20 protein-coding genes and 1 pseudogene are annotated in these 21,775 nt (G+C 73.9%); 6 read left to right on the top strand and 15 right to left on the bottom strand.

Features of this window, described 5'->3' with window-relative positions:
- The 6 genes from ACQRUO_RS31325 to ACQRUO_RS31300 all read right to left on the bottom strand — a co-directional run.
- Positions 1-1,617: DoxX family membrane protein (locus tag ACQRUO_RS31325; RefSeq protein ID WP_428319491.1), on the bottom strand; the 1,617-nt coding region annotated here is incomplete at its 3' end.
- A gap of 281 nt (positions 1,618-1,898) precedes the next feature.
- Positions 1,899-2,888, bottom strand: a complete 990-nt coding sequence (gene rlmB / locus ACQRUO_RS31320; RefSeq protein WP_428319490.1) for a 23S rRNA (guanosine(2251)-2'-O)-methyltransferase RlmB — start codon at positions 2,886-2,888, stop codon at positions 1,899-1,901.
- A gap of 102 nt (positions 2,889-2,990) precedes the next feature.
- Complete coding sequence (cysS, locus tag ACQRUO_RS31315; RefSeq protein WP_428319489.1) at positions 2,991-4,385, bottom strand: cysteine--tRNA ligase; 1,395 nt, start codon at positions 4,383-4,385, stop codon at positions 2,991-2,993.
- A 279-nt stretch (positions 4,386-4,664) separates the two neighbouring features.
- The gene (ispF, locus tag ACQRUO_RS31310; RefSeq protein WP_428319488.1) at positions 4,665-5,249 is read right to left on the bottom strand and encodes a 2-C-methyl-D-erythritol 2,4-cyclodiphosphate synthase; all 585 of its coding nucleotides are present in this window, start codon (positions 5,247-5,249) and stop codon (positions 4,665-4,667) included.
- Positions 5,239-5,991 (bottom strand): 2-C-methyl-D-erythritol 4-phosphate cytidylyltransferase, encoded by a 753-nt coding sequence (gene ispD, locus ACQRUO_RS31305; protein ID WP_428319494.1) that lies wholly within the window; start codon positions 5,989-5,991, stop codon positions 5,239-5,241. Before ispD ends, ispF begins: the two co-directional genes overlap by 11 nt.
- A 273-nt stretch (positions 5,992-6,264) precedes the next feature.
- Positions 6,265-6,747: a CarD family transcriptional regulator gene (locus ACQRUO_RS31300; RefSeq protein ID WP_030244332.1), complete on the bottom strand. Its 483-nt coding sequence runs from the start codon at positions 6,745-6,747 to the stop codon at positions 6,265-6,267.
- A 600-nt stretch (positions 6,748-7,347) separates the two neighbouring features.
- On the opposite strand from ACQRUO_RS31300, the gene ACQRUO_RS31295 reads away from it, so the two are divergent.
- Complete coding sequence (locus ACQRUO_RS31295; RefSeq protein ID WP_428319487.1) at positions 7,348-8,067, top strand: DUF461 domain-containing protein; 720 nt, start codon at positions 7,348-7,350, stop codon at positions 8,065-8,067.
- 186 nt (positions 8,068-8,253) lie between these two features.
- Here ACQRUO_RS31295 and ACQRUO_RS31290 read toward each other — a convergent pair whose 3' ends face one another.
- Positions 8,254-8,949: a response regulator transcription factor gene (locus ACQRUO_RS31290; protein WP_329565198.1), complete on the bottom strand. Its 696-nt coding sequence runs from the start codon at positions 8,947-8,949 to the stop codon at positions 8,254-8,256.
- Positions 8,946-10,244, bottom strand: coding sequence for a sensor histidine kinase (locus ACQRUO_RS31285; RefSeq protein ID WP_428319486.1), 1,299 nt, complete (start codon positions 10,242-10,244; stop codon positions 8,946-8,948). Before ACQRUO_RS31285 ends, ACQRUO_RS31290 begins: the two co-directional genes overlap by 4 nt.
- 227 nt (positions 10,245-10,471) lie before the next feature.
- Between ACQRUO_RS31285 and phoU the strand changes: the two genes are divergently transcribed.
- Both phoU and ACQRUO_RS31275 read left to right on the top strand, forming a co-directional pair.
- Positions 10,472-11,140, top strand: coding sequence for a phosphate signaling complex protein PhoU (gene phoU, locus ACQRUO_RS31280; RefSeq protein ID WP_428319485.1), 669 nt, complete (start codon positions 10,472-10,474; stop codon positions 11,138-11,140).
- 182 nt (positions 11,141-11,322) lie between these two features.
- Positions 11,323-11,505 carry a hypothetical protein gene (locus ACQRUO_RS31275; protein WP_428319484.1) on the top strand — a complete coding sequence of 61 codons (183 nt, stop codon included), beginning with the start codon at positions 11,323-11,325 and terminating at the stop codon, positions 11,503-11,505.
- Between the two features lie 73 nt (positions 11,506-11,578).
- On the opposite strand, the gene ACQRUO_RS31270 is transcribed toward ACQRUO_RS31275, so the two are convergent.
- On the bottom strand, positions 11,579-12,337 hold the full coding sequence (locus ACQRUO_RS31270; RefSeq protein ID WP_428319483.1) for a phosphoglyceromutase: 759 nt from the start codon (positions 12,335-12,337) through the stop codon (positions 11,579-11,581).
- 149 nt (positions 12,338-12,486) lie between these two features.
- On the opposite strand from ACQRUO_RS31270, the gene ACQRUO_RS31265 reads away from it, so the two are divergent.
- Entirely contained in the window at positions 12,487-13,857 is a 1,371-nt protein-coding gene (locus tag ACQRUO_RS31265) for an MDR family MFS transporter (RefSeq protein ID WP_428319482.1), read from the top strand.
- Between the two features lie 136 nt (positions 13,858-13,993).
- Here ACQRUO_RS31265 and ACQRUO_RS31260 read toward each other — a convergent pair.
- Positions 13,994-14,503, bottom strand: a pseudogene (locus tag ACQRUO_RS31260) (YbjN domain-containing protein); the annotation flags it as partial.
- Positions 14,504-14,734: 231 nt separating this feature from the next.
- A complete protein-coding gene (mshA, locus tag ACQRUO_RS31255; protein ID WP_428319493.1) occupies positions 14,735-16,063 on the bottom strand; it encodes a D-inositol-3-phosphate glycosyltransferase in 1,329 nt (442 codons plus the stop codon).
- Positions 16,064-16,373: 310 nt separating this feature from the next.
- On the opposite strand from mshA, the gene ACQRUO_RS31250 reads away from it, so the two are divergent.
- Entirely contained in the window at positions 16,374-17,210 is an 837-nt protein-coding gene (locus tag ACQRUO_RS31250) for a class I SAM-dependent methyltransferase (RefSeq protein WP_428319481.1), read from the top strand.
- 230 nt (positions 17,211-17,440) lie between these two features.
- Here ACQRUO_RS31250 and ACQRUO_RS31245 read toward each other — a convergent pair whose 3' ends face one another.
- Complete coding sequence (locus ACQRUO_RS31245) at positions 17,441-18,052, bottom strand: O-acetyl-ADP-ribose deacetylase (protein WP_428319492.1); 612 nt, start codon at positions 18,050-18,052, stop codon at positions 17,441-17,443.
- 224 nt (positions 18,053-18,276) lie between these two features.
- On the opposite strand from ACQRUO_RS31245, the gene ACQRUO_RS31240 reads away from it, so the two are divergent.
- Positions 18,277-19,986, top strand: a complete 1,710-nt coding sequence (locus ACQRUO_RS31240; RefSeq protein ID WP_428319480.1) for a PP2C family protein-serine/threonine phosphatase — start codon at positions 18,277-18,279, stop codon at positions 19,984-19,986.
- A 40-nt stretch (positions 19,987-20,026) separates the two neighbouring features.
- Here ACQRUO_RS31240 and ACQRUO_RS31235 read toward each other — a convergent pair whose 3' ends face one another.
- From ACQRUO_RS31235 to ACQRUO_RS31225, 3 genes are all read right to left on the bottom strand, one after another.
- On the bottom strand, positions 20,027-20,371 hold the full coding sequence (locus ACQRUO_RS31235) for a DUF2516 family protein (RefSeq protein WP_428319479.1): 345 nt from the start codon (positions 20,369-20,371) through the stop codon (positions 20,027-20,029).
- Positions 20,372-20,556: 185 nt separating this feature from the next.
- Complete coding sequence (locus tag ACQRUO_RS31230; RefSeq protein ID WP_428319478.1) at positions 20,557-21,141, bottom strand: hypothetical protein; 585 nt, start codon at positions 21,139-21,141, stop codon at positions 20,557-20,559.
- Between the two features lie 14 nt (positions 21,142-21,155).
- On the bottom strand, positions 21,156-21,551 hold the full coding sequence (locus ACQRUO_RS31225; RefSeq protein WP_428319477.1) for a helix-turn-helix domain-containing protein: 396 nt from the start codon (positions 21,549-21,551) through the stop codon (positions 21,156-21,158).
- Positions 21,552-21,775: the final 224 nt, after the last annotated feature.

Below are 21,775 nucleotides of genomic sequence, written 5' to 3'. Positions count from 1 at the left end.
CCCGGACGGGTGGCCCTTGGGGGTCTTGGCGGCCGACGGCGACGGCGCCGCGGACGGGCTCGACGGCGCCGCCGACGCGCTGGCGGTGCTCCCGGCGGGGGCACCCGCGACCGGCGCGCCCGGACGGCCGGCGCCGGGCGACTGCGACGCACCGGGACCACCGGTGGTGGCCGGCCAGACCGGCGTGCCGAAGTCGGTGGGCGGCGCGGCCGGGCCCGGCTGCGGGCGACCGCCGGTGCGCACCGCGGCGCCGAGCAGCGAACCGAGCAGCAGGGTAAGCCCGATCACCACCACGGCCACCACCGTGCCGCGCCGCAGCACCCGGCGGCGCACCGCCCCGGGCGCCTGCGGCCCGTACCGGCGCCAGGCCTCCAGGGCCAGCCGCCCGTCCAGCGAGGCGAACGGCGCGCCGGCCATCAGCAGCGGGCTCCAGGCGGCCAGGAAGATCAGGTCGGGCGTGTCGTACACCGGCACGGCGCGCCAGCTGACCGTGAACAGCAGGGCGGCCGAGAGCAGCATCGCCGCCCCCGCGGCCAGCCGCTGCCAGAGCCCGAGCAGCGAGAGCACCCCGACCACGATCTCGGTGAACGCCACCCCGAGGCCCGCCCCGACCGGGTGCGCCATGGCGAAGTCCAGCAGCGGCTGGGCCACCTTCCACGCGTGCAGCGAGGCGAGCCAGCGCATCATCGAGCCGCGGTCGCCGCCGTCGAAGTACACCGGGTCGCAGACCTTGCTGAACCCGGCGTAGACCGAGAGCGAGCCGAGCAGCAACCGCAGCGGCAGCAGCACCAGGCCCAGGTCGACCCGGCGCCCGGGCTGCCAGGCGTGCCGGTTGGGCTCGCCCGGCGCGGTGGCGGCCGAGTGCTCGGGCAGTTCGCCGCTCGGCTGCCAGCCGGCCCTGCGGATCCGGCGCACCGGGGGCTCGGTGGGCTCGAACGGCTCCGCCGGCTCGCCGGCCCGCGCACCGCGCGCGGCGGACGGCTCGGCCCCGTCGTGGCCCGGCCCGCCGGCCCAGCCGTGCGGCTGCCGCGGCACCGAGCTGCGCCCGCTGTAGCCGTGGCCGCCGGCCCCGCCGTAGCCGTACGACCCACCGGCCGGCGTGTCGTCCCAGCCCGGCATGGTCTCCAGCGGCTGGGTGGCCTCCGGGTCGATCAGGCCGACCGAGTCGAACGGATCGGCCAGCCCCACCGAGGAGCCGCCGGACCCGCCACCCTGCGCCATCCCGACCGAGGCCGCACTGCCGGCCGGTGCGGGCACCGTGTTCAACCGGACCGCGTCCAGCAGCTGGGTGGCCGCCAGGTCGCCGGGGGCGGCCTGACCGCTCCAGGTGACGGCGGTGACCCGGCCCTTGCGCCGCGGCGCGCCGACCGCGCCCGCGGCCGCACCGAGCGCGGCGGCTCCGGCCGGTGCCCCGGCGCCGACCCCGCCGTCGGCGCTCCCGGCCCGGACCAGCCCGGGCCGGCCGCCGTAGCTCAGCGCCGCGTACGGCCGACCGAAGGCGTCCGCGTACGGCGCCGCCGTCGGGGGCGGCGCGTCGAGCATCGGCGCGACCGGCGCGGCCAGTCTGAGCCGGAAACTGACCTGGGTACTGCTGAGCCGGGCCGGGTCGCTCGGCACCTTGACGGTGCTGAGAGCCGGCTGCTCAGCCTCTATCCCTGCCGCTTGGCCAAACCGGGGGCGCCGAGGTGTTCTGGTGTCCACGCCCCCTCTAACCGGGTGACACCCGGTTAGGACACTCTCCCGGGTGCAACTCCCGGGCGTGGCTGACGGATCCGGTCACGCCCGTACGAGAGAGTGAACATTTGCGTCAGCCCCGACCAGAACAGGTCAGCCCGGAGGGGGTCAGCCTGGAAGGTCAGCCCGGCACCGGCCTGCCCGGAAGGGCAGCCCCGAGCAGCTCAGGCCTTGGCCCGCATCCGCGCCGCCTCGTAGAGCACGATCCCGGCCGCGACACCGGCGTTCAGCGACTCGGTCAGCCCGGACATCGGGATCCGCACCAGCAGGTCGCAGGTCTCCGCGACCAGCCGGGACAGGCCCTTGCCCTCGCTGCCGGCCACGACCACCACCGGACCGGTCAGGGTCTCCAAGTCGGCCAGCTCGGCCTCGCCGTCCGCCGCCAGGCCGACCACCATCAGGCCGGCCTTCTGGTAGCCCTCCAGCGCCCGGGTCAGGTTGGTCGCCCGGGCCACGGGCAGCCGGGCCGCCGCGCCGGAGGAGGTCTTCCAGGCTCCGGCGGTCATGCCGGCCGCCCGACGCTCCGGGATCACCACGCCGTGCGCGCCGAACGCGGCGGCGGAGCGGACCACGGCGCCCAGGTTGCGCGAGTCGGTCACCCCGTCGAGCGCCACGATCAGCGCGTCCTCGCCCGCGTCGGAGGCGGCGTCCAGCAGGTCGTCGGGGTGCGCGTACTCGTACGGCGGCACCTGGAGCACCAGGCCCTGGTGGTTCAGGCCGCCGGTCATCTGGTCGAGCTGCGGGCGCGGCGCCTCCATCAGCGGGACGCCCCGCTCGTTGGCGGCCTGGAAGGCCTCGCGCACCCGGTCGTCGGTGTCGATGAACTGCATCACGTAGAGCGCGGTCGCCGGCACGCCGCCGACCAGCGCCTCGACCACCGAGTTGCGGCCGACCACCAGCTCGGCGCTGCCCGCGCCACCGCGGCCGCCGCGACCGGCCCCGGCCCGGCGCATGCCGGCCCGGGCCTTGGCGTCCCGCTCCCGCTTGACCGCCGCGTTGGCGGCCCGCTGCTTCGGGTGGCCCTTGCGCGCCTCGCCGGGCGGGGTCGGGCCCTTGCCCTGCAGTGCCTTCCGGCTGTGCCCGCCGGTCCCGACAGACGCACCCTTCTTCGACCCGGGGTTGCGGCGGTTCCTGCGCTGGCTGTTGCCGGCCATGGCGTTACTTCCTGTTCTATCCGTCTGCGTCATGCCGATGGGCCGTACTCCCGAATCTTCGTCGAAGTACGGCCCACCGGCGCCCCGGGTGCGACCCCGGGGCTACTGGTTGCTGATCGTCCAGCGCGGGCCGGACGGGGTGTCCTCGATCGCCAGGCCGGCCAGGCCCAGCTGGTCGCGGATGGCGTCCGCGGTGGCGAAGTCCTTGCGCTCGCGGGCCGCCTGGCGCTGCTCGAGCACCAGCCGGACCAGCGAGTCGACGACCCCGTGCAGGTCCTCGCCGCGCTCGGTGCCGGTCCACTGCGCGTCGAGCGGGTCGAGGCCCAGCACTCCGAGCATCGCACGGACCTCGGCGAGCCGCGCTACCGCGTTCTCCTTGTCGTCCGCCGTCAGGGCGCTGTTGCCCTGCCGGACGGCGGTGTGCACCACGGCGAGGGCCTGCGGCACGCCGAAGTCGTCGTCCATCGCCTCGGCGAAGGCCGGCGGCACCTCGGCGGCCGGCTCGACCGGGCCGCAGCGCTCGACCACCCGCTGGATGAAGCCCTCGATCCGGCTGAAGCCGGCCTCGGCCTCGCGGATCGCCTCCTCGCTGTACTCGATCATCGAGCGGTAGTGCGGGGCGGCCAGGTAGTAGCGGAGCACGATCGGGCGCCAGCGCTGCACCATCTCGGAGATCAGCACCGAGTTGCCGAGCGACTTGCTCATCTTCTCGCCGCTCATGGTGACCCAGGCGTTGTGCACCCAGAAGTTGGCGAAGTCGTCGCCGAACGCCTTGGACTGGGCGATCTCGTTCTCGTGGTGCGGGAAGATCAGGTCCAGCCCGCCGCCGTGGATGTCGAAGCCCTTGCCCAGGTACTTGTGCACCATGGCCGAGCACTCCAGGTGCCAGCCGGGGCGACCCTGGCCCCACGGGGTGGTCCAGCTGGGCTCGCCCGGCTTGGCGGACTTCCACATCGCGAAGTCGCGCGGGTCGCGCTTGCCGGTCTCGCCCTCGCCCTCGGGCTGCAGGAGGTTCTCCAGCTTCTGGTTGGAGAGTTCCAGGTAGTCGGGGAAGGACTTGACGTCGAAGTAGACGTTGCCGTCGGCCGCGTAGGCGTGGCCCTTGGCGATCAACGTCTGCATCATGTCGATCATCTCGGTGACATGACCGGTGGCCCGCGGCTCCACGGTCGGCGGCAGGCAGCCGAGCTGGGTGTAACCGTCGTTGAAGGCGCGCTCGTTGGCGTAGGCGATCTGCCACCAGGGCACGCCGAGCTCGTGCTCCTTCTTGATCACCTTGTCGTCGATGTCGGTGACGTTGCGCACGAACGTCACCTCGAAGCCGCGGTGGGCGAACCAGCGGCGCATCACGTCGAAGTTGAGGTTGGACCGGATGTGCCCGATGTGCGGGGCCCCCTGCACGGTGGCACCGCACAGGTAGATCGAGACACAGCCCGGTACAAGCGGGACGAAGTCGCGTACCTGGCGGGTGCTGGTGTCGTACAGGCGAAGGCTCACGAATCCAGCGTAGTGGGAATCGGGGGGTGCCCAGCGACGTTTACGGGTGCCGCCCGTCACGAGTTCATGGCAAACCGGACGTACTGCCTCCGAAGTTTTCGCGGCGGCGCCTCGCCCGGGCACCGCACGGCCTCCGCCCAGACTTCGCACAGCCGCCGCACCGCCTCCGGACGGCCGCCGCCCGGATACCGGGCGGGGTTCCGGCCCGGGAGCCGGGCCCCGCCCGGTGCCCAGGAACGGCTGATCGAGCGTCACCGTGAACCGGCGGCGCCGCCGGGCTCAGGGCCGCTGGTAGACCAGCGCCGTCGCCAGCCCGACCAGACCCTCGCCGCGCCCGGTCATGCCGAGTCCGTCGGTGGTCGCCGCCGAGAGCGAGACCGGCGCCCCGGCCGCGGCCGACAGCACCTGCTCCGCCTCCGCGCGCCGGCTGCCGATCCGCGGGCGCACCCCGATCACCTGGACCGCGATGTTGCCGATCTCGAAGCCGGCCGCCCGCACGATCCGGGCCGCCTCGGTCAGCAGGGTGACCCCCGCGGCGCCCTTCCACTCGGGGCGGTCGGTGCCGAAGTGGGTGCCCAGGTCGCCGAGCCCGGCGGCCGAGAAGATCGCGTTGCAGGCGGCGTGCGCGACCACGTCGGCGTCCGAGTGGCCGGCCAGGCCCTGGTCGTAGCCGTCCCAGCGCAGTCCGCCGACCCAGAGCGGGACGCCGTCCGCGAAGGCGTGCACGTCGGTGCCGATGCCCACCCGCGGGATCACCGGGAGCGGCGGTCGGACGTCTGACGGCGCCTCAGCAGCGCTGCGGGTCCCGACAGCCGGCTCAGCGGCAAGCTCAGCAGCCACCTCAGAAGCCACCTCAGAAGCCATCGGAAGCCCTCCGGCGGGCGAGCACAGCCTCGGCCAGCACCAGGTCGAGCGGACGGGTCACCTTGAACGCCTCCTCGTGTCCCGGCACCACGACCACCCGGCCGCCGTAGTGCTCGATCAGGCCGGCGTCGTCGGTCACCACCGGCGCGCCGCCCGCGGCCTCCTCGGCCAGCGCCTTGGCGTGCACCTCGGCCAGCGCCGCGCGGCGGAAGCCCTGCGGGGTCTGCACGGCCCGCAGGGTGCTGCGGTCGGGCGTGTCGAGCACCGGCTCCGGCTCGCCGGGGGCGACCGGACCCACCCGCTTGACGGTGTCCGCCAGCGGGACCGCCGGCACCACGGCCTCGGCACCGGCCCGCACCGCGGCCACCACCGCGTCGACCACCTCGACCGGGACCAGCGGCCGGGCCGCGTCGTGCACCAGCACGATCTCGGTCTGCTCGGGGATCTCCGCCAGGCCCAGCCGGACCGACTCCTGGCGGGTCGCGCCGCCGGCCACCACCCGGACGTCCTTGCCGTCCAGCCCGTGGCTGTCCAGCAGGCCGACCACCTCGGCCACGCCCTGCGGCGGGGCGGCCACCACGACCAGGCCGACCGCCCGGCTGCGGGCCAGCGCCCGCACCGCGTGCACCAGCAGCGGCGCGCCGCCCAGCTCACGCAGCGCCTTGGGCGCACCCGGGCCGAGCCGCTCGCCCCGCCCGGCGGCCGGGACGACGGCCGCTGCCAGTACTCCTGTGCTGTTCAGGTTTCACTCCTTCGGCGAAGTGGGTATGGCCCAGGCGTACCCGTCAGACGGTGCGCCGGACCCCTTCCACCCGGCACCGCCTCTCGGGTACCGGTGTGCGGGCCCCCACGCTACGAGCACGCCAGTGCAGCGAGTGCAACAGAGGTCACCAGATCCACCCGGCGACAGGTTCCCCGTGCGCCCGGGCCTAGCGTGCCCGTCCGTGTCCGGGCATGCCACAGCGCCCGGGTGCCTGCCGGCACCGGGCGCTGTTGAACGGCAGCGGCGGCTGCACTACGAGGCGAGCACCTCGTCGAGCAGCGTCTCCGCCTTGTCCTCGTTGGTGTTCTCCGCCAGCGCCAGTTCGCTGACGAGGATCTGCCGTGCCTTGGCGAGCATCCGCTTCTCGCCGGCCGACAGGCCGCGCTCACGCTCCCGGCGCCACAGGTCGCGGACGACCTCGGCGACCTTGATGACGTCACCCGATGCGAGCTTCTCCAGGTTCGCCTTGTAGCGACGAGACCAGTTGGTGGGCTCTTCGGTGTACGGTGCACGCAGCACCTCGAAGACCCGGTCCAGACCCTCCTGGCCGACCACGTCGCGCACGCCGACGAACTCCGCGTTCTCCGCGGGGACGCGCAGCGTGAGGTCACCCTGCTGAACCTTCAGCACCAGGTAGGTCTTGTCCACACCTTTGATCTGGCGAATTTCGATGGCCTCGATCAGTGCAGCCCCGTGATGGGGGTAGACCACCGTGTCGCCAACCTTGAACGTCATGTGACAGGACCCCTTCCGTGGCTTTCCAGAATAACACGCTTTTCCGTCCGCCCGAAGGGCGTTTGCGCAGGTCAGGGCCGGTCTCGGGGCTTGACAAGGACCCCTGCGACGTGCTGCGACCACCCCGCCGGACCGGCTTCTCGCAGGTCGGAGGCCCTTCTCGCGTCGATCGAAACCTCGGGCCGCGGCCCGGTAACCGACATTCGATCTTGAAGTCGACACGGGATATTCACCGTTTCCCGATCGTGATCTGATCTTGACGGCCTTCCGGAACCGGACACACCACCGCCACACCGCACCCCGGACCACCGCAGCCGCCCCTCCGGCCACCGCGGCCGGGGCGGCCGCCGACTCCGCAGCCGGGCCGCCGCCGGCCGCGCGCTGCGGCACCCCGCGGCCGCCCCTCTTTAACTCCGACTAATCCGATCAAAACGTCTCAGACCGGGATGTGTCACCCTGTCAGCCGCCCATCGGACGCCCATCGGGCGTCCACCGGAACGCTCCGTGCGCGACACGGGGCCACCCCGTGAGGGCCGGATAAGTGCGGTGGGTACGCTGAGCGCTGACAACCTGACACGTGACCCAAGGAGATGCGCCGCCGTGAGCCGCAGCCTTCGACGCGGTGGCACCGCCGCCATCGTCCTCGCCCTCGCCGCCGTCTCGCTGTCCGCCTGCTCCGCCGGGAGCAGCGCCGAGACGCAGCAGATCAAGCCGGACACCCCGGCCACCTCGCTGGGCGCCGACCTCAAGCTGAACGCGATCGTGGTCGTCGTGGACGAGCAGCAGACCACCGGCACGCCCGGTGCCGCGAACCTGACCGTCAACATCAGCAACACCGGCAGCGCCCCGCAGACCCTGACCAACGTCACGGTCGCCGGCACCGCCGCCACCCTCGACGACGCCACCGGCGCGGCGGCCCCCGGCGGGATCACCATCCCGGCCGGCGGCTCGGTGCTGCTGGGCGCCAGCGGCCAGCCCTCGGCGCAGCTCTCCTCGGTGGCGCTCAACGTGGGCGGCTTCGCGGCGACCTCGTTCTCCTTCTCCAACGCCGGCAAGGTCGACACCCAGGCGCTGGTCACCCCGGCCCGCGGCGCTTACGCCTCCTTCGGCCCGGCCAGCCCGTCGGCTGCCGCCTCGGCCTCGGCCGGCGCGTCCGCTTCGGCTTCGGCTTCGGCCTCGGCTTCGGCCGGCGCGTCGGCCGGCGCCCCGGTGAGCGGTGCCGCCTCGGCGACCCCGAGTGGCTCCGCCAGCCCGAGCGGCGCCGCCACCTCCGCCGCCCCGAGCGGCGCGGCCGCGGCGAGCGCCAGCCCCTCGCACTGACGCACCGGGGCGCGCACTCGGCTCACGGGTTGCGCGCCCCGCGCACGACTGAGGGCCGCACTCCCATTTCTCGGGGGTGCGGCCCTCAGTCGTGTTCAGCCGGTCGCCAGTCGTCGGCCCGCCGCGGACCGGGCGCTCGGCCTACGGCTCGAACGCCCGGCTTGCGGCGCTACGGCTCGGCTCGGCTTACGGCTCGAACTTGTAGCCCAGGCCACGGACCGTGACCAGGTAGCGCGGCGCGCCCGGATCCGGCTCGATCTTCGCCCGCAGCCGCTTCACGTGCACGTCCAGCGTCTTGGTGTCGCCGACGTAGTCGGCGCCCCAGACCCGATCGATCAGCTGCATCCGGGTGAGCACCCGGCCCGCGTTGCGCAGCAGCATCTCCAGCAGGTCGAACTCCTTGAGCGGCAGGTCGACCTTGGCTCCGTCCACGGTCACCACGTGCCGGTCCACGTCCATCCGGACCGGGCCGGCCTCCAGCGCGCCGGGGCCGCCGCCGTCGTTGCCGATGCCGCCCTCCTCGCCGCGGCGGCGCAGCACCGCACGGATCCGGGCGACCAGCTCACGGGTCGAGTAGGGCTTGGTGACGTAGTCGTCAGCGCCTATCTCCAGCCCGACGACCTTGTCGATCTCGCTGTCCTTGGCGGTCACCATGATCACTGGCACGTTGGACCGCACCCGCAGCTGGCGGCACACCTCGGTGCCGGGCAGCCCGGGGAGCATCAGGTCGAGCAGCACCAGGTCGGCACCGTTGCGTTCGAACTGCTCCAGCGCGTCGGGCCCGGTGGCGGCGACGGCCACCTCGAAACCCTCCTTGCGAAGCATGTACGAGAGGGCGTCGCTGAACGACTCCTCGTCCTCGACCACCAGTACTCGGGTCACGATCGGGCCTCCGGGGCAGGAAGGGGGGTTGTGGTGTCAGATTGGTCGGCCGCCGTCGCCGGATCGGGGACCGACTCGGGGGTCGGACCGGCAGGCAGCCTGATGGTGAAGGTGGAACCCTGTCCCTCGACGCTCCAGACCGAGACGGTCCCGCCGTGCGAGGCCGCCACGTGCTTGACGATCGACAGGCCCAGGCCGGTGCCGCCGGTGGCCCGGCTGCGGGCCGGGTCCACCCGGTAGAAGCGTTCGAAGATCCGCTCGCGGTCCTTCTCCGAGATGCCGATGCCCTGGTCGGTCACCGAGATCTCGATCAGCTCGCCGTCCGCCTCGCCGATCGCGGCCGCGCTGGCTATCCGGCGGGTCGCGATCGCCACGCGGGTGCGCGGCGGGCTGTAGTTGACGGCGTTCTCGACCAGGTTACCCAGAGCCGCCGCGAGCTGGCCGCGGTCGCCGAACAGGTGCAGTCCGGCGATGCCGCCGGCCGCGATGTGGATCTGCTTGGCCGCCGCCTGCTGCCGGCAGCGGTCCATGGCCTCGGCGATCAGCTCGTCCACCGGGACGGGCTCGGGGTTGGTGAGCAGCCGGTCGTCCTGGACCCGGGAGAGGTCGATGATCTCCTGGACCAGGCTGGCCAGCCGGGTCGCCTCGATCTGCATCCGACCGGCGAACCGCTGCACCGCCTCGGGGTCGTCGGCCGCGTCCGCGACCGCCTCGGAGAGCAGCGAGAGCGCCCCGACCGGGGTCTTGAGCTCGTGGCTGACGTTGGCCACGAAGTCGCGGCGGACCGCCTCGATCCGGCGGCGCTCGGTGAGGTCCTCGACCAGCACCAGCACCAGCCGGGAGCCGAGCGGCGCGACCCGCACCGAGACCGAGAGCGGCTCGCCGGCGCGCGCCACCCCCGGCCGCGGGACGTCCAGCTCGACCTGGCGGATCTCGCCGTCCCGGCGGGTCGCCCGGGCCAGCGCGAGCATCGGTTCCACGGCGACCGCACCGCCGCGGACCAGGCCCATCGAGTAGGCGGCGGAGCTGGCCTTGACCACCTCGTCGCCCTCGCTCAACACGATCGCGCAGGAGCGCAGCACCGACAGCACGGTGTCCACGCCGGGCGGCAGGGCCGGTTCCTGGAGACTGGTGCTCACCGCGGATCCGCCACTCCTCTTGCCACCGGCATTTCGTCCGCCGCCTCGTTCCCGGCCCTGCTCGCGCTCGCTCCAGCGGAAGGCGATGGAGGCCGTGAGGCCGACACCGAGCCCGGCGATGGCGCAGGCTGCGGCGGCGGCCACATTCACGTCCATGCGGCCAGCCTAAGCGCATGGCCCGGCCGGTTTGTAAGCATCAGATCAAGGCATTCACCGCGCGTTGCCGAGAATTCACCTTCAGGTACCCGGCGGTTCACTGCGTCGGTCGTGGGCCGTCGCCCGCCACCAGCAGGCTTTCCCGAAGCCGCACGCACGGGCGCCGGCGGGCGTACGATGCCCGCCACCCTTGCTACCCGTGCGCAGCCCAAGGAGAAGAGAAGCGCATGCGTGACGCCTACCACGAGGAACTCGACTCGATCGGCGACGGCCTGGTCGAGATGGCCAAGCTGGTCGGCTCGGCGATGGGCCGCGCCACCACCGCGCTGCTCGACGCCGACCTGGCCCTGGCGGAGAGCGTGATCTCGGCCGACGAGAAGGTCAACGCCCTCCACCACGAGCTGGAGAACACCGCGATCGACCTGCTCGCCCGCCAGCAGCCGGTCGCCACCGACCTGCGGATCGTGGTCACCTCGCTGCGGATGAGCGCCGACCTGGAGCGCTGCGGCGACCTGGCCCGGCACGTGGCCAAGGTGGCCCGGCTGCGCTACCCCGAGACGGCCGTCCCCGACGACCTGCAGCCGATCGTGCTGGAGATGGGGCAGCTGGCCCAGCGCCTGGTCGCCAAGGCCGGCCAGGTCATCGCCACCAAGGACGTGGACGCGGCGCTCCAGCTGGAGCGCGACGACGACGCGATGGACGAGCTGCACCGCCAGCTCTTCGCGCACCTGGCCGACGGCCGCTGGCAGCACGGCATCGAGACCGGCGTGGACGTCACCCTGATCGGCCGCTACTACGAGCGCTTCGCCGACCACGCGGTCTCGGTGGCCAAGCGCGTGGTCTTCCTGGTCACCGGCGAGCACGCGGGCGAGTTCGTCGCCGACCAGCAGCAGTGAACCACGCAGTGACCGCCTCGCAGCCGTGACCACCCCACCGGGCGGACCTGGGGCGGGGGCGCACGCGGGCGTCACCCGCCCACCACAACGCGCCTGTTGACGCCCCGTCAAGCAGCGAGCTTCACTCAAGGAGCAGGCTGCCCGTCACCGCTGCCTGCCTCGATCGAGGAGGGCTCCGCACCATGACCACCACACCCGCCCGGCCCACTGCGACTCCCCGTCCCACCGAGCCCGCCCCGACGGGCGGCCGGACCACCCTTCCCGTGCTCGGCGCCTGCGGCTGCAGCGCCGGCTGCGGCTGCGGCTGCCAGGCCGGCGCCCCCTGCCAGTGCGGCGGCGCCACCGGCGGCTGCTGCGGCCACTGATCGAGCACGGCCGTCCGGCTGTCCACCTCTTGAGCCGCCTGCCTCGCAAGGCCCTACGGCCGGCTCTGCGGGATTACTTCTTGCCCTGGTTCTTCACGGCCTCGATCGCGGCGGCGGCGGCCTCCGGGTCGAGGTAGCGGCCGCCCGGGGTGACCGGCTTGAAGTCCGCGTCGAGCTCGTAGACCAGCGGGATGCCGGTGGGGATGTTCAGGCCGGCGATGTCCGCGTCCGAGATGCCGTCCAGGTGCTTGACCAGCGCGCGCAGGCTGTTGCCGTGGGCGGTGACCAGGACGGTCTTGCCGGCGGCCAGGTCCGGCACGATCGCGTCGTACCAGTAGGGCAGCATCCGGTCGACGACGTCCTTGAGGCACTCGGTGCGCGGGCGCAGCTCGCTCGGGATGTCGGCGTAGCGGGCGTCGCCGGCCTGCGAGAACTCGGCGTCGTCGGCGAGCACCGGCGGCGGGGTGTCGTACGAGCGGCGCCAGAGCTGGAACTGGTCCTCGCCGAACTCGGCCAGGGTCTGCGCCTTGTCCTTGCCCTGCAGGGCGCCGTAGTGGCGCTCGTTCAGCCGCCAGCTGCGGCTGACCGGGATCCAGTGCCGGTCGGCCTTGTCCAGCGCGATCTGCGAGGTGCGGATGGCGCGGCGCAGCAGCGAGGTGTGCACCACGTCCGGGAAGAAGCCCTCGGAGGCGAGCAGCTCGCCGCCGCGCGCGGCCTCCTTCTCGCCCTTCTCGTTGAGGTCGACGTCGACCCAGCCGGTGAACAGGTTCTTCTGGTTCCACTCGCTCTCGCCGTGGCGGAGCAGGATCAGTCGGTAGGTCGTGTCAGCCATGAGGCACAGCTTAGTGGAGGCGAAAAAACGGGTGGCCGGGCCCGAGGGCTCGTCGGTAATGTGCGCAGCGCCGTTGAGGCACTTACATCCAGCGTCGCCCGAGCGGGTGGCGCCGGCGCGCCGCACCACCTGCCACCCGGAGCCGCCCCATGCCCGCCGCCCCCGCCGACGCCACCAGCGACGCCGCTGACGCCGCCGGACCGTCCGGAGCGGAACCGTCCGCCACCGAACCACGCGCCACCGGACCGTCTACCACCGAATCACCCGCCACCGAACCGTCCGCCGACCGGGCCGCCCGGCTTCGCACTGCCGTCCGGGAGACGGTCGGCGGGCTTCCGGCGGCCTTCTGGTGGCTCTGGACCGCGACCCTGATCAACCGGCTCGGTGGGTTCGTGGTCACCTTCCTCTCGCTGTACCTGACCATCGACCGCGGCTACTCGGCCGCCTACGCGGGCCTGGTCGCCGCACTCTTCGGCCTCGGCGGGGCGATCGCCGCCCTGCTCGGCGGCGTGCTGGCGGACCGGGTCGGGCGGCGGCCCACCCTGCTCGGCGCGCAGGTGCTGACCGCGCTCGCCACGGTGGCGCTCGGGTTCGCCGACGGGCAGCTGGTGATCGCCACCGTCGTCTTCCTGGTCGGGCTGAGCAACAACGCCGCCCGGCCGGCGATCTCCGCGATCGTCGCCGACGTGGTCCCGGCCGCCGACCGGGTGCGGGCGTTCTCCCTCAACTACTGGGCGGTCAACATCGGCTTCGCCGCCTCGGCGGCGGTGGCCGGGCTGCTCGCGGTCCACGGCTACCTGCTGCTCTTCCTGGCCGACGCGGCCACCACGCTGCTCTGCGCCGGCGTGGTCTTCGCCAGGGTCCCGGAGACCCGCCCGGCCGCGGTCGCCCCGGCCGGTGCCGGTGCCGGTGCCGCTGCCCCGCCGGTGGGCCTGGGCCGGGTCTTCCGGGACCGCCGCTTCATGGCGCTGGTCGGCCTGACCTTCCTGCTCGCCCTGGTCGTCCAGCAGGGCAGCACCACGCTGGCGGTGACCATGGGCCGGGCCGGCCTGAGCACCACCCAGTACGGGCTGGTGGTCAGCGTCAACGGCCTGCTGATCGTGCTGCTGCAGATCCCGGTCACCCGGCTGCTGCAGGGGCGGGACCGCGGCCCGCTGCTGCTGGTCGCGGGGCTGCTCACCGGGTGGGGCTTCGGCCTGACCACGCTGGCCGGCTCCTCGGCCCTGGCCTACGCCGGCACGGTGGTGATCTGGACCGTGGGCGAGATCGTCCAGGCGCCGACCTGCAACGGGATGGTGGCCGAACTCGCGCCGGCCGACGCCCGCGGCCGCTACCAGGGCGTGTACTCGCTGGCCTGGTCCGCGGCCTCCTTCCTCGGCCCGGCCGTCGGCGGCCTGCTGCTGGAGCACCCCGGGCACGGCACGCTCTGGTACGTCTGCGCCGTGCTGGGGATGGTCGCCGGGGGCGGGTACCTGGTGCTCGGGCGGCGGGTGGACGCGGCGCGCCGGCTCGCCGCCTGAGCCGCGGGCCCACCGCCCGAGCGGGGCGGGGCTACGGGGTGGCGGACCGGCCCTCGGTCGCGGTGGACTGCTCCTCAGCGGGGGCGGGCCGACCGTCGGCCGCGGCTCCGGCCCCGGCTCCGGACGCGGACCCGCCCTCCGCGGCGGGCTGGGCCAGGTGCTTGAAGGCCTCCAGGTTCCGGGTGGACTCGCCGCGCTTGGTCCGCCACTCCCACTCGCGCCGGATCGCCGAGGCGAAGCCCAGCTCCAGCAGCGTGTTGAAGGGCTCGTCGGCGTTCTCCAGCACGGTGCCGAGCAGCCGGTCCACGACCGGGCCGGTGAGCGCGGTCAGCGGCAGCCGGCCGGTCAGGTAGACGTCACCGAGCGGGTCCAGCGCGTAGGCGACGCCGGAGAGCTTGGTGTTGCGCTCCAGCAGCCAGCGGAAGACCGCCTCGTGGTTCTCGTCCGGGCGGCGGATCACGAAGGCGTTCACCGAGAGGGTGTGGTCACCGACCCGGAGCGCGCAGGTGGTGCTGAGCTTGCGGGTGCCGGGGAGGGTCGCCACCAGGGTGTACGGGTCGGCGACGGCCGGCTCCCAGCCGACCCCGGCCTCGTCGAGCGCGGCGGCGAGCAGGCCGAGGGCCTCGTCCTTGGTACGGGTAGCCATGACCGTGACGTTACCGGCTGGTACCCGCGCACCGCCGCCGACTCGACCGGATCGCGGAGTGCGGCCGAGCGATGACGACTGACAGATATCAGAATCTGTCAGTCGTCATCTGTCATCGGTCAGCCGTCCACCGTCGTTCGTCAGCCGTCATCCGCCAGCCGTCGTCCGTCGTCCGTCAGCGGCCCACCCACCCGAAGGCGCGCCCCCACACCGAGCACCCCGCCCCGGGCCTCACTGCTGGGTCAGCCGCCGCCGCGCCGTCGCCAGCCGCCCGGCCGGGCGGGCCAACGCCGCGCCGTAGACCTCCGCCGTGGCCGCCGCAGCAGCCTCCCAGCCGAAACCGGCCGCGTGCCGGGCCGCCGCCGCGCCCTGGCGCCGCACCTGCTCGGGAGCGGTGACGTAGGGCTCCAGCGCGCGGGCCCAGCTCTCCGGGTCGTGGCCGGGCACCAGCGTGCCGGTCACCCCGTCCCGCACCGCGACCGGCAGCCCGCCGACCGCCGCCGCCACCACCGGCGTCCCGCAGGCCTGCGCCTCCAGGGCGACCAGGCCGAAGGACTCGCTGTAGGAGGGCATCGCCAGCGCGGTCGCCGCCCGGTACCACTCGGCCAGCTCGGCCTGCCCGACCGCCGGGTGGAACCGCACCACGTCCCCGATGCCGAGCTGCGCGGCCAGCTTCTGCAGGCCCTGCGGCTTCGCCAGCCCGGTCCCGGACGGGCCGCCGACCACCGGCACCACCAGCTGCTCGCGCAGTTCACCACGCCCGGCCAGCAGCGCCGCGACCGCCTTGAGCAGCACTTCGGGACCCTTGAGCGGCTGTATCCGCCCGGCGAAGAGCAGCACCGCGGCCTCGGCGGGCAGCCCCAGCCGGGCCCGCGCGGCCCGCTGGTCGCCAGGCCGGAAGACGTCCAGGTTGACACCCGGGTGGACCACCGCGAGCTGGTCGCCGCGGGCGCCGTAGTGGCTGGCCAGCTCGCCGGCCTCGTCGGCGGTGTTGGCGATCAGCCGGTCGGCGGCCTCCACCACCTGGGTCTCGCCGATCACCCGCGCCGCGGGTTCGGGGGTGTCCCCCTCGGCCAGCGCGGCGTTCTTGACCTTGGCCATGGTGTGCATGGTGTGCACCAGCGGCACGCCCCAGCGCTCCGCGGCCAGCCAGCCGACCTGCCCGGAGAGCCAGTAGTGCGAGTGCACCAGGTCGTAGTGGCCGGGGCGGTGACCGGCCTCGGTGCGCAGCACCCCGTGCGTGAAGGCGCACAGCTGGGCCGGCAGGTCCTCCTTGATCAGGCCCTCGTACGGCCCGGCGGTGACGTGCCGGACCAGCACGCCGGGGGCCAGCTCCACGGCCGGCGGCAGGTCGGAGGAGGTGGCCCGGGTGAAGACCTCGACCTCGATGTTCAGCGCGGCCAGCCGCTTGGCCAGCTCGACGATGTAGACGTTCATGCCGCCCGCGTCGCCGGTGCCCGGCTGGTGGAGCGGGGAGGTGTGCACACTCAGCATCGCGATCCGGCGCGGTCGTCGGCCGCGTGCGGCGGCGAGGGCGTGCAGGCGCCCGCGGACCGGCATGGCCTGCCGGTCGCGCCGTACCGTCGACCCGGGGGGCTTGATCACCTGGCTGCGGCCTCTCTGGTCTGGTCTGAGCTGTCGGTCTGCTGGGCTGTCTCTGCTGGGCTGTCGGTCTGCCGCGCCGTCCGCCCGCGGGTTGTCGGTCCGCCGGCGGGGGCACGCGGTGCGGCGCCACCTGCGCGGCCGGTCGCACCAGGGGGAGACAACCCCTCCGGGGGCGCACGGCATTCCCGCCGCCCGGCCGAGGACCGGTCCGCCGCCCGGCCGAGGACCCGCCCGGGGGTCGGGCGGCCCCGCGTACCCTGCGGGCATGGCTGCTTCCTTCGACCCCGGCACGCTCGGGCACCCCGCGGCGCGCCGGACCCCGAAGGGCCCGGTCGGCGCCGTGACCCGCGGCACCACCAACACCAACCGGCTGCGCCGGATGGACCGCTGGATCGTGCACACCCTCGGGCCGCGGCTACGCGCCGCCACGCAGCCGCCGGTGGCGGTGGACCTCGGCTACGGCGCCGCGCCGTGGACCGCGGTGGAGCTGTCCCGCCGACTCCGGGCGGTCCGCCCGGACCTGCGGACGGTCGGCATCGAGATCGAACCGTCCCGGGTGACCGCCGCACTGCCCTACGCCGAGCCGCCCGCGCTCACCTTCCGGCGCGGCGGCTTCGAGGTACCGCTGGACGGCGGCTCCGCGCAGCTGATCCGCGCCGCCAACGTGCTGCGGCAGTACGACGAGGAGGCGGTGACCGCGGTCTGGGAGCGGCTGTGCGGGCGGCTGACCCCGGACGGCCTGCTCATCGAGGGTACCTGTGACGAGATCGGTCGCCGGCACGTCTGGGTGGCGCTGGGCCCGGAGGGTCCGCGCACCGTGACCTTCGCCGCTCGGCTGGCCGGCCTCGAACAGCCGTCGGACCTGGCCGAGCGGCTGCCGAAGGCGCTGATCCACCACAACGTGCCGGGCCGCCCGGTGCACGCCTTCCTCACCGACTTCGACCGGGCCTGGGCCGCGGCCGCGCCGTACGGGGCGTTCGGCGCCCGGCAGCGCTGGGTGGCGACCTGCACGGCGCTGGCCGAGCGGTGGCCGCTGGTGGACGCCCGGGGGCGGTGGCGGCAGGGCGAGGTGACCCTGCCCTGGTCGGCGCTGCGGCCCTGAGGCGCGGCCGAGCGGGACAGCGCTGCAGGACAACCCTTCGGGACAGCCCTGCGGGACGGCCTCGGGAGCCGCGGCGCACTTCACTCGAACGAGTTATCGAATAGCCCTGGCGGGTTGACGCACCATCAGTCCACTATGGGACGTGCACCAGGTGACACCCGCTCCTTGACTCATCCAGAGACAGCAGAGAGACAATTGAGCCCCGGTCGGGCTCGATCCGACGGGCGCACTCAGCCCCCGGCCGCCTGGCCCGGGCCGCCCGTGAGCTCCTCCCGCGCCCGCGCGAAGGCCTGGTAGGCCTCCGCCCCGAACAACACGAACCGCACCTCGAAGTCCGTCCCGCCGGCCTCGCCCCCGGCCGCCCCGCCCTCCAGCGCCGCCTGCACCGGATCCTCCGCCAGCACCTCGAGCACCGTCGACAGCGCGATCCGGGCCGCATCCGCCATCGGCCACCCGAAGATCCCGGCCGAGACGGCCGGGAAGGCCACGCTCCGGGCCCCCAGCTCCAGCACCGCCAACCGGAGCGACTCCCGATAACAGGAGGCCAGCTGCCCGGCCCGCAGCCCGTACTCCTCCGCCAGGTACACCGGACCGACGGTGTGCACCACGTGCCCGGCCGGCAGCCGCCCGGCCGTGGTCGCCACCGCCCGGCCGACCGGCAGCCCCTTGCCGTAGTGCGAGGCCCGCAGCCGGCGGCAGTCGGCCAGGATCTCGGGCCCGCCCGCCCGGTGGATCGCACCGTCGACCCCACCACCGCCCAGCAGCGAGGAGTTGGCCGCATTGACCACCACGTCCACGCGCTGCTCGGTGATGTCACCCTGAACCAACGTGATCTGCGTCACCGTCAACGCCTCCGTCCCGGCCGTGCCGTTGTCCGGCCCCGAACCGTTCACGCTAACGAGCAAGCCCGCCACCTGCGTGGCAATTCCCACATCCACGCCGAGCAGTCAGAGAAATCCCCGGAGATCACGTTATGGTCGCGAGAAGCTCCCTGACTCGCGGTGCCCCGCGGGCACTGCACGCGGACCGCAACCGTTACTCCGTCAGGGAAAGGGAGGAACCATCCGTGCCCGCATCGGGAGACGGGCCCGGGCTCGGCGCCGACAGCCGGTCCGGAGCCCCGGCAGCAGCCGGCCTGCGCCAGCGTGTGGCTGCCCCCTGCCCTGAGCCGACGGTCACCCCGCTGCTGGACGAGGGGCTGGCGGAGCTCAGCGGCCTGGGAGCCCTGCACGGTCTGGAAGGCTTGGAGGGCCTCGAGGGCCTCGATGCCCTGGACGACTTCAGCCGGCTCGGCGGCCTGGCCGCCCTGCCCACCCTCGCGAACGGCGAGACCGCGTCCCTCCCGCTGCCCGGCCCGCGCGGCACCACCCGCCCGGCGGTCGCGGACCCGGCCACCCCGCCGCTCAGGCTGCTGGTGATCACCAACGACACCACCGACACCCAGGTGATCGAGGAGCTGATCACCGCCAGCGGTACCCCGGTCGACCTCTCCTGGGCCCGCGGGCTGGAGCAGGCCGCCGGCCAGCTGACCCGGCGGCCCGCGATCCCCGGCCGCCGGCCCCGCACCCTGCCGGTCGACTTCAGCTGCGTGCTGCTCGACCTCGCCACGCCCACCGCCGGCGCCCCGGCCACCGACCTGTCCAAGACCGCCCTGCTCGGGACCGATCCGCTGGACGGGCTGCGCGAACTGCTGCGCCTGGCCCCGAACGCCGCGGTGGTGGTGCTGACCGACGCCGCCGACAGCCAGCTCGGCGCCGCCGCGGTGGCCGCCGGCGCCCAGGACTTCCTCACCAAGGACGACACCGACGGCCCGCTGCTGGCCCGCGCCCTGCGCTACGCGGTGGAGCGCAAGCGCGCCGACGAGTCCCAGCGCCGACTGGTCGAGGCCGAGCTGCGCGGCCAGGAGAACGCCCGGCTGCAGCGCCACCTGCTGCCCACCCCGCTGCTGGAGGGCGCCGAGCTCTCCTTCACCCGTCGCTACCGGCCCGGCCGCCGCCGCGCCCTGCTCGGCGGCGACTTCTACGACGCCGTCCGCACCGACGACGGCACCGTGCACGTGGTCATCGGGGACGTCTGCGGGCACGGCCCGGACGAGGCCGCGCTGGGCGTCGCACTGCGGATAGCGTGGCGCACCCTGGTCTTCGCCGGCCTGACCGGGCAGGCCCTGCTCACCACCCTGCAGCACGTGCTGGAGCACGAGCGGCGCAGCGACGAGATCTTCGCCACCCTCTGCATGCTGGTGATCACCCCGGGCGCGCCGCCGGACCGCGGCCCGCTCGGCCACCACCGCGCCGCCACCCGGCCCTCCGGCGAGCGCCCGGCCCCCGGGGTCGGCCAGCAGCCGCTGCCCTCCGACCGCCCCGGCCTGGAGTACGCGCAGCTCTACCTCGCCGGACACCCGGCGCCGCTACTGCTCTCCCCCGGGCGGCGCCCCGAGGTGGTCTCGTTCGACCACGCCGGCCCCGCGCTCGGCCTGCTCCCCTGCGACGCCACCGAGGCCGCGTGGCCGCCGCTCCACCTGGAGCTGCAGCCCGGCTGGAGCCTGCTGCTCTACACGGACGGGCTGATCGAGGGCCGGGTCGGCGCCGGGTCACGCCGGCTGGGCCAGGACGGCCTGATCAACCTGATCGGCGACCACCAGGCGAGCGGACTGACCCGCGGCCGCCTGGTGGACGGCGCCCTCGCCGAGGTCGAGGACCTCAACGGCGGGGCGCTCACCGACGACGTCGCCGTCCTGCTGCTGGAGCGCAACCAGCAGCCACCGCTGCTGGGCTGAGCCGGGCTGCCGGGTAGCCTGCCCGGCCTGCTCCACGGGCTTACCAGGGGCCGTAGGGCCCCATGTTCCGGCGGTCGTTCCCGCCGCGGCGACCACTGGTGATCGCCCGGATCGCCGGGCGGACGTCGACCATGTAGACGATCGCCGCGACCAGGCCGGCCAGCGTCAGGAAACTGCCGATGAAGTTGGCCCCGAAGAGCAGGTCGAACCCGAGCGCCAGCCCGAGCAGGATCAGCCAGAAGGTCTTGGTCTTCTTGTCCGTGGCCCGGTAGGCGTCCTCCCGGCGGATCGCTGCGTCCACGAAGGCGAAGCCTTTGAAGAGGATGATGCCGACCGACAGCCACCAGAACGGGTTCAGCAGGTTGATGTACGCGATGTAACCCACCCGGGTCTCCTCACACGAAGCCTCGCCGCCACCACACCGTGCCTACCCACGTGCGTGCCGGGTTCATCCATCCTGACACGCTGCGGCGTCCAACAGGGGATGAACGTCCCGGGCGCCCGCAGCGTGCCAGGGCCGGCGCACCCTCCCACGAGCACGCGGGCGCGCCGGCCAGGTCCTCGCCAGCCCTACTCCTGGCCGGCGGCCGGGGCCTTGCGGGCGCGAGTGGTCTTCTTGGCCTGCTTGGTGGCGGTCGGAGTCTCGCCCGCCGGCGCCGGCTCGGTCAGCGGCTCCACCTCGACCTCGACCTCCTCCACCAGCTCGGCGTCGACCGGGACGGACTCGGTCCGCTCCACCGTCACGTCCGCGGGCTCGGTGCGGCCCGGGAGGTTCTTCTCCACCACGTCCTTGCCGCGCTCGGCCAGCTCGTCGTAGGTCTCCTTGGCCTTGACCGCGAAGCCCGCGGCCCGCCCCACCTGCTGGAGCGCGAAGGACTGCGCCCGGTCCGGCAGCGCCTTCAGGTCGGTCGGCAGCGTGCTGACCGTGCCGACCAGCTTGGTCTGCGCCTCGTGCAGCCTCACCTGCGCCTCGTGCAACCGCGCGGTGGCCGCCTGCTGGGCCGCCTTCCGGTCCCCGGCCAGCGCCTCGAGCTGTCCGGGCACCTCGCGCAGCTTCCGGTAGGCCAGCTCACCGACGCCCGCGAGGGCGTACAGCGGCGTGGGGTCGGACAGCGTCCTGCGGATCTCGTTCCGGATCTCTTCGGTGCTGGGCATGCGCCCTTCCTCTCTCATCGATCGGCCCCGCTCGGCCCCGGCGTCGTACGGCCGTCCTCGACGGTCGCGCGGTTGTCCCGGACGAAGGCCTCGTACACCGCGAGCAGCGCGTGCTTCTGCTGCTCGCTGATGGCGGTGTCCGCGAAGATCGCCGCACGCAGGTCGGCCCCGCCCTCCGGACGCTCCTCCAGGATTCCGGCCTGCACGTAGAGCGTCTCCGCCGAGATCCGCAGCGCCTTGGCGATCTGCTGCAGGATCTCGGCACTGGGCCGGCGCAGCCCGCGCTCGATCTGGCTGAGGTAGGGGTTGGAGACCCCCGCCGCCTCGGCCAGCTGACGCAACGAGTACTGCGCGCTACGCCGCTGCTCGCGGATGTACTCACCCAGCGAGCCCACGTTCAGGGAAGCCATGCCCCCATGCTGCACCGCCCTGCTTGCAGTTGCAAGCAGGGCGGCTAGCAGCGGCCCGCCGCGGGGGGTGTGGCCCCGGTCAGCCGAACCCGCCGGGCTCCGGCTGACCGGGCTCGCCCGAGGTCCCTGGGCGCGCTGCGCTTGGCCCCGGCCGATCCGGCCGACCGGCACCTTGGGGTCGCAGTGCACCGCGAAGATCCGGCCGACCCCCGCCATCCCGCCGG

It is taken from the genome of Kitasatospora sp. LaBMicrA B282, from assembly GCF_050325825.1.
GTDB lineage: Bacteria > Actinomycetota > Actinomycetes > Streptomycetales > Streptomycetaceae > Kitasatospora.
Note: the sequence above shows the minus strand (reverse complement) of the source record. Positions and strands in the feature narration are given on the sequence as shown.

Excerpts from the sequence above, each read along its gene's own strand:
- rlmB (WP_428319490.1), bottom strand. The coding sequence starts at position 2,888 with ATGGCCGGCAACAGCCAGCGCAGGAACCGCCGCAACCCCGGGTCGAAG.
- ispF (WP_428319488.1), bottom strand. The coding sequence starts at position 5,249 with ATGGCTTCTGAGGTGGCTTCTGAGGTGGCTGCTGAGCTTGCCGCTGAG.
- ACQRUO_RS31300 (WP_030244332.1), bottom strand. The coding sequence starts at position 6,747 with ATGACGTTCAAGGTTGGCGACACGGTGGTCTACCCCCATCACGGGGCT.
- ACQRUO_RS31285 (WP_428319486.1), bottom strand. The coding sequence starts at position 10,244 with ATGGACGTGAATGTGGCCGCCGCCGCAGCCTGCGCCATCGCCGGGCTC.
- phoU (WP_428319485.1), top strand. The coding sequence starts at position 10,472 with ATGCGTGACGCCTACCACGAGGAACTCGACTCGATCGGCGACGGCCTG.
- ACQRUO_RS31275 (WP_428319484.1), top strand. The coding sequence starts at position 11,323 with ATGACCACCACACCCGCCCGGCCCACTGCGACTCCCCGTCCCACCGAG.
- ACQRUO_RS31270 (WP_428319483.1), bottom strand. The coding sequence starts at position 12,337 with ATGGCTGACACGACCTACCGACTGATCCTGCTCCGCCACGGCGAGAGC.
- ACQRUO_RS31265 (WP_428319482.1), top strand. The coding sequence starts at position 12,487 with ATGCCCGCCGCCCCCGCCGACGCCACCAGCGACGCCGCTGACGCCGCC.
- mshA (WP_428319493.1), bottom strand. The coding sequence starts at position 16,063 with ATGCCGGTCCGCGGGCGCCTGCACGCCCTCGCCGCCGCACGCGGCCGA.
- ACQRUO_RS31250 (WP_428319481.1), top strand. The coding sequence starts at position 16,374 with ATGGCTGCTTCCTTCGACCCCGGCACGCTCGGGCACCCCGCGGCGCGC.
- ACQRUO_RS31230 (WP_428319478.1), bottom strand. The coding sequence starts at position 21,141 with ATGCCCAGCACCGAAGAGATCCGGAACGAGATCCGCAGGACGCTGTCC.
- ACQRUO_RS31225 (WP_428319477.1), bottom strand. The coding sequence starts at position 21,551 with ATGGCTTCCCTGAACGTGGGCTCGCTGGGTGAGTACATCCGCGAGCAG.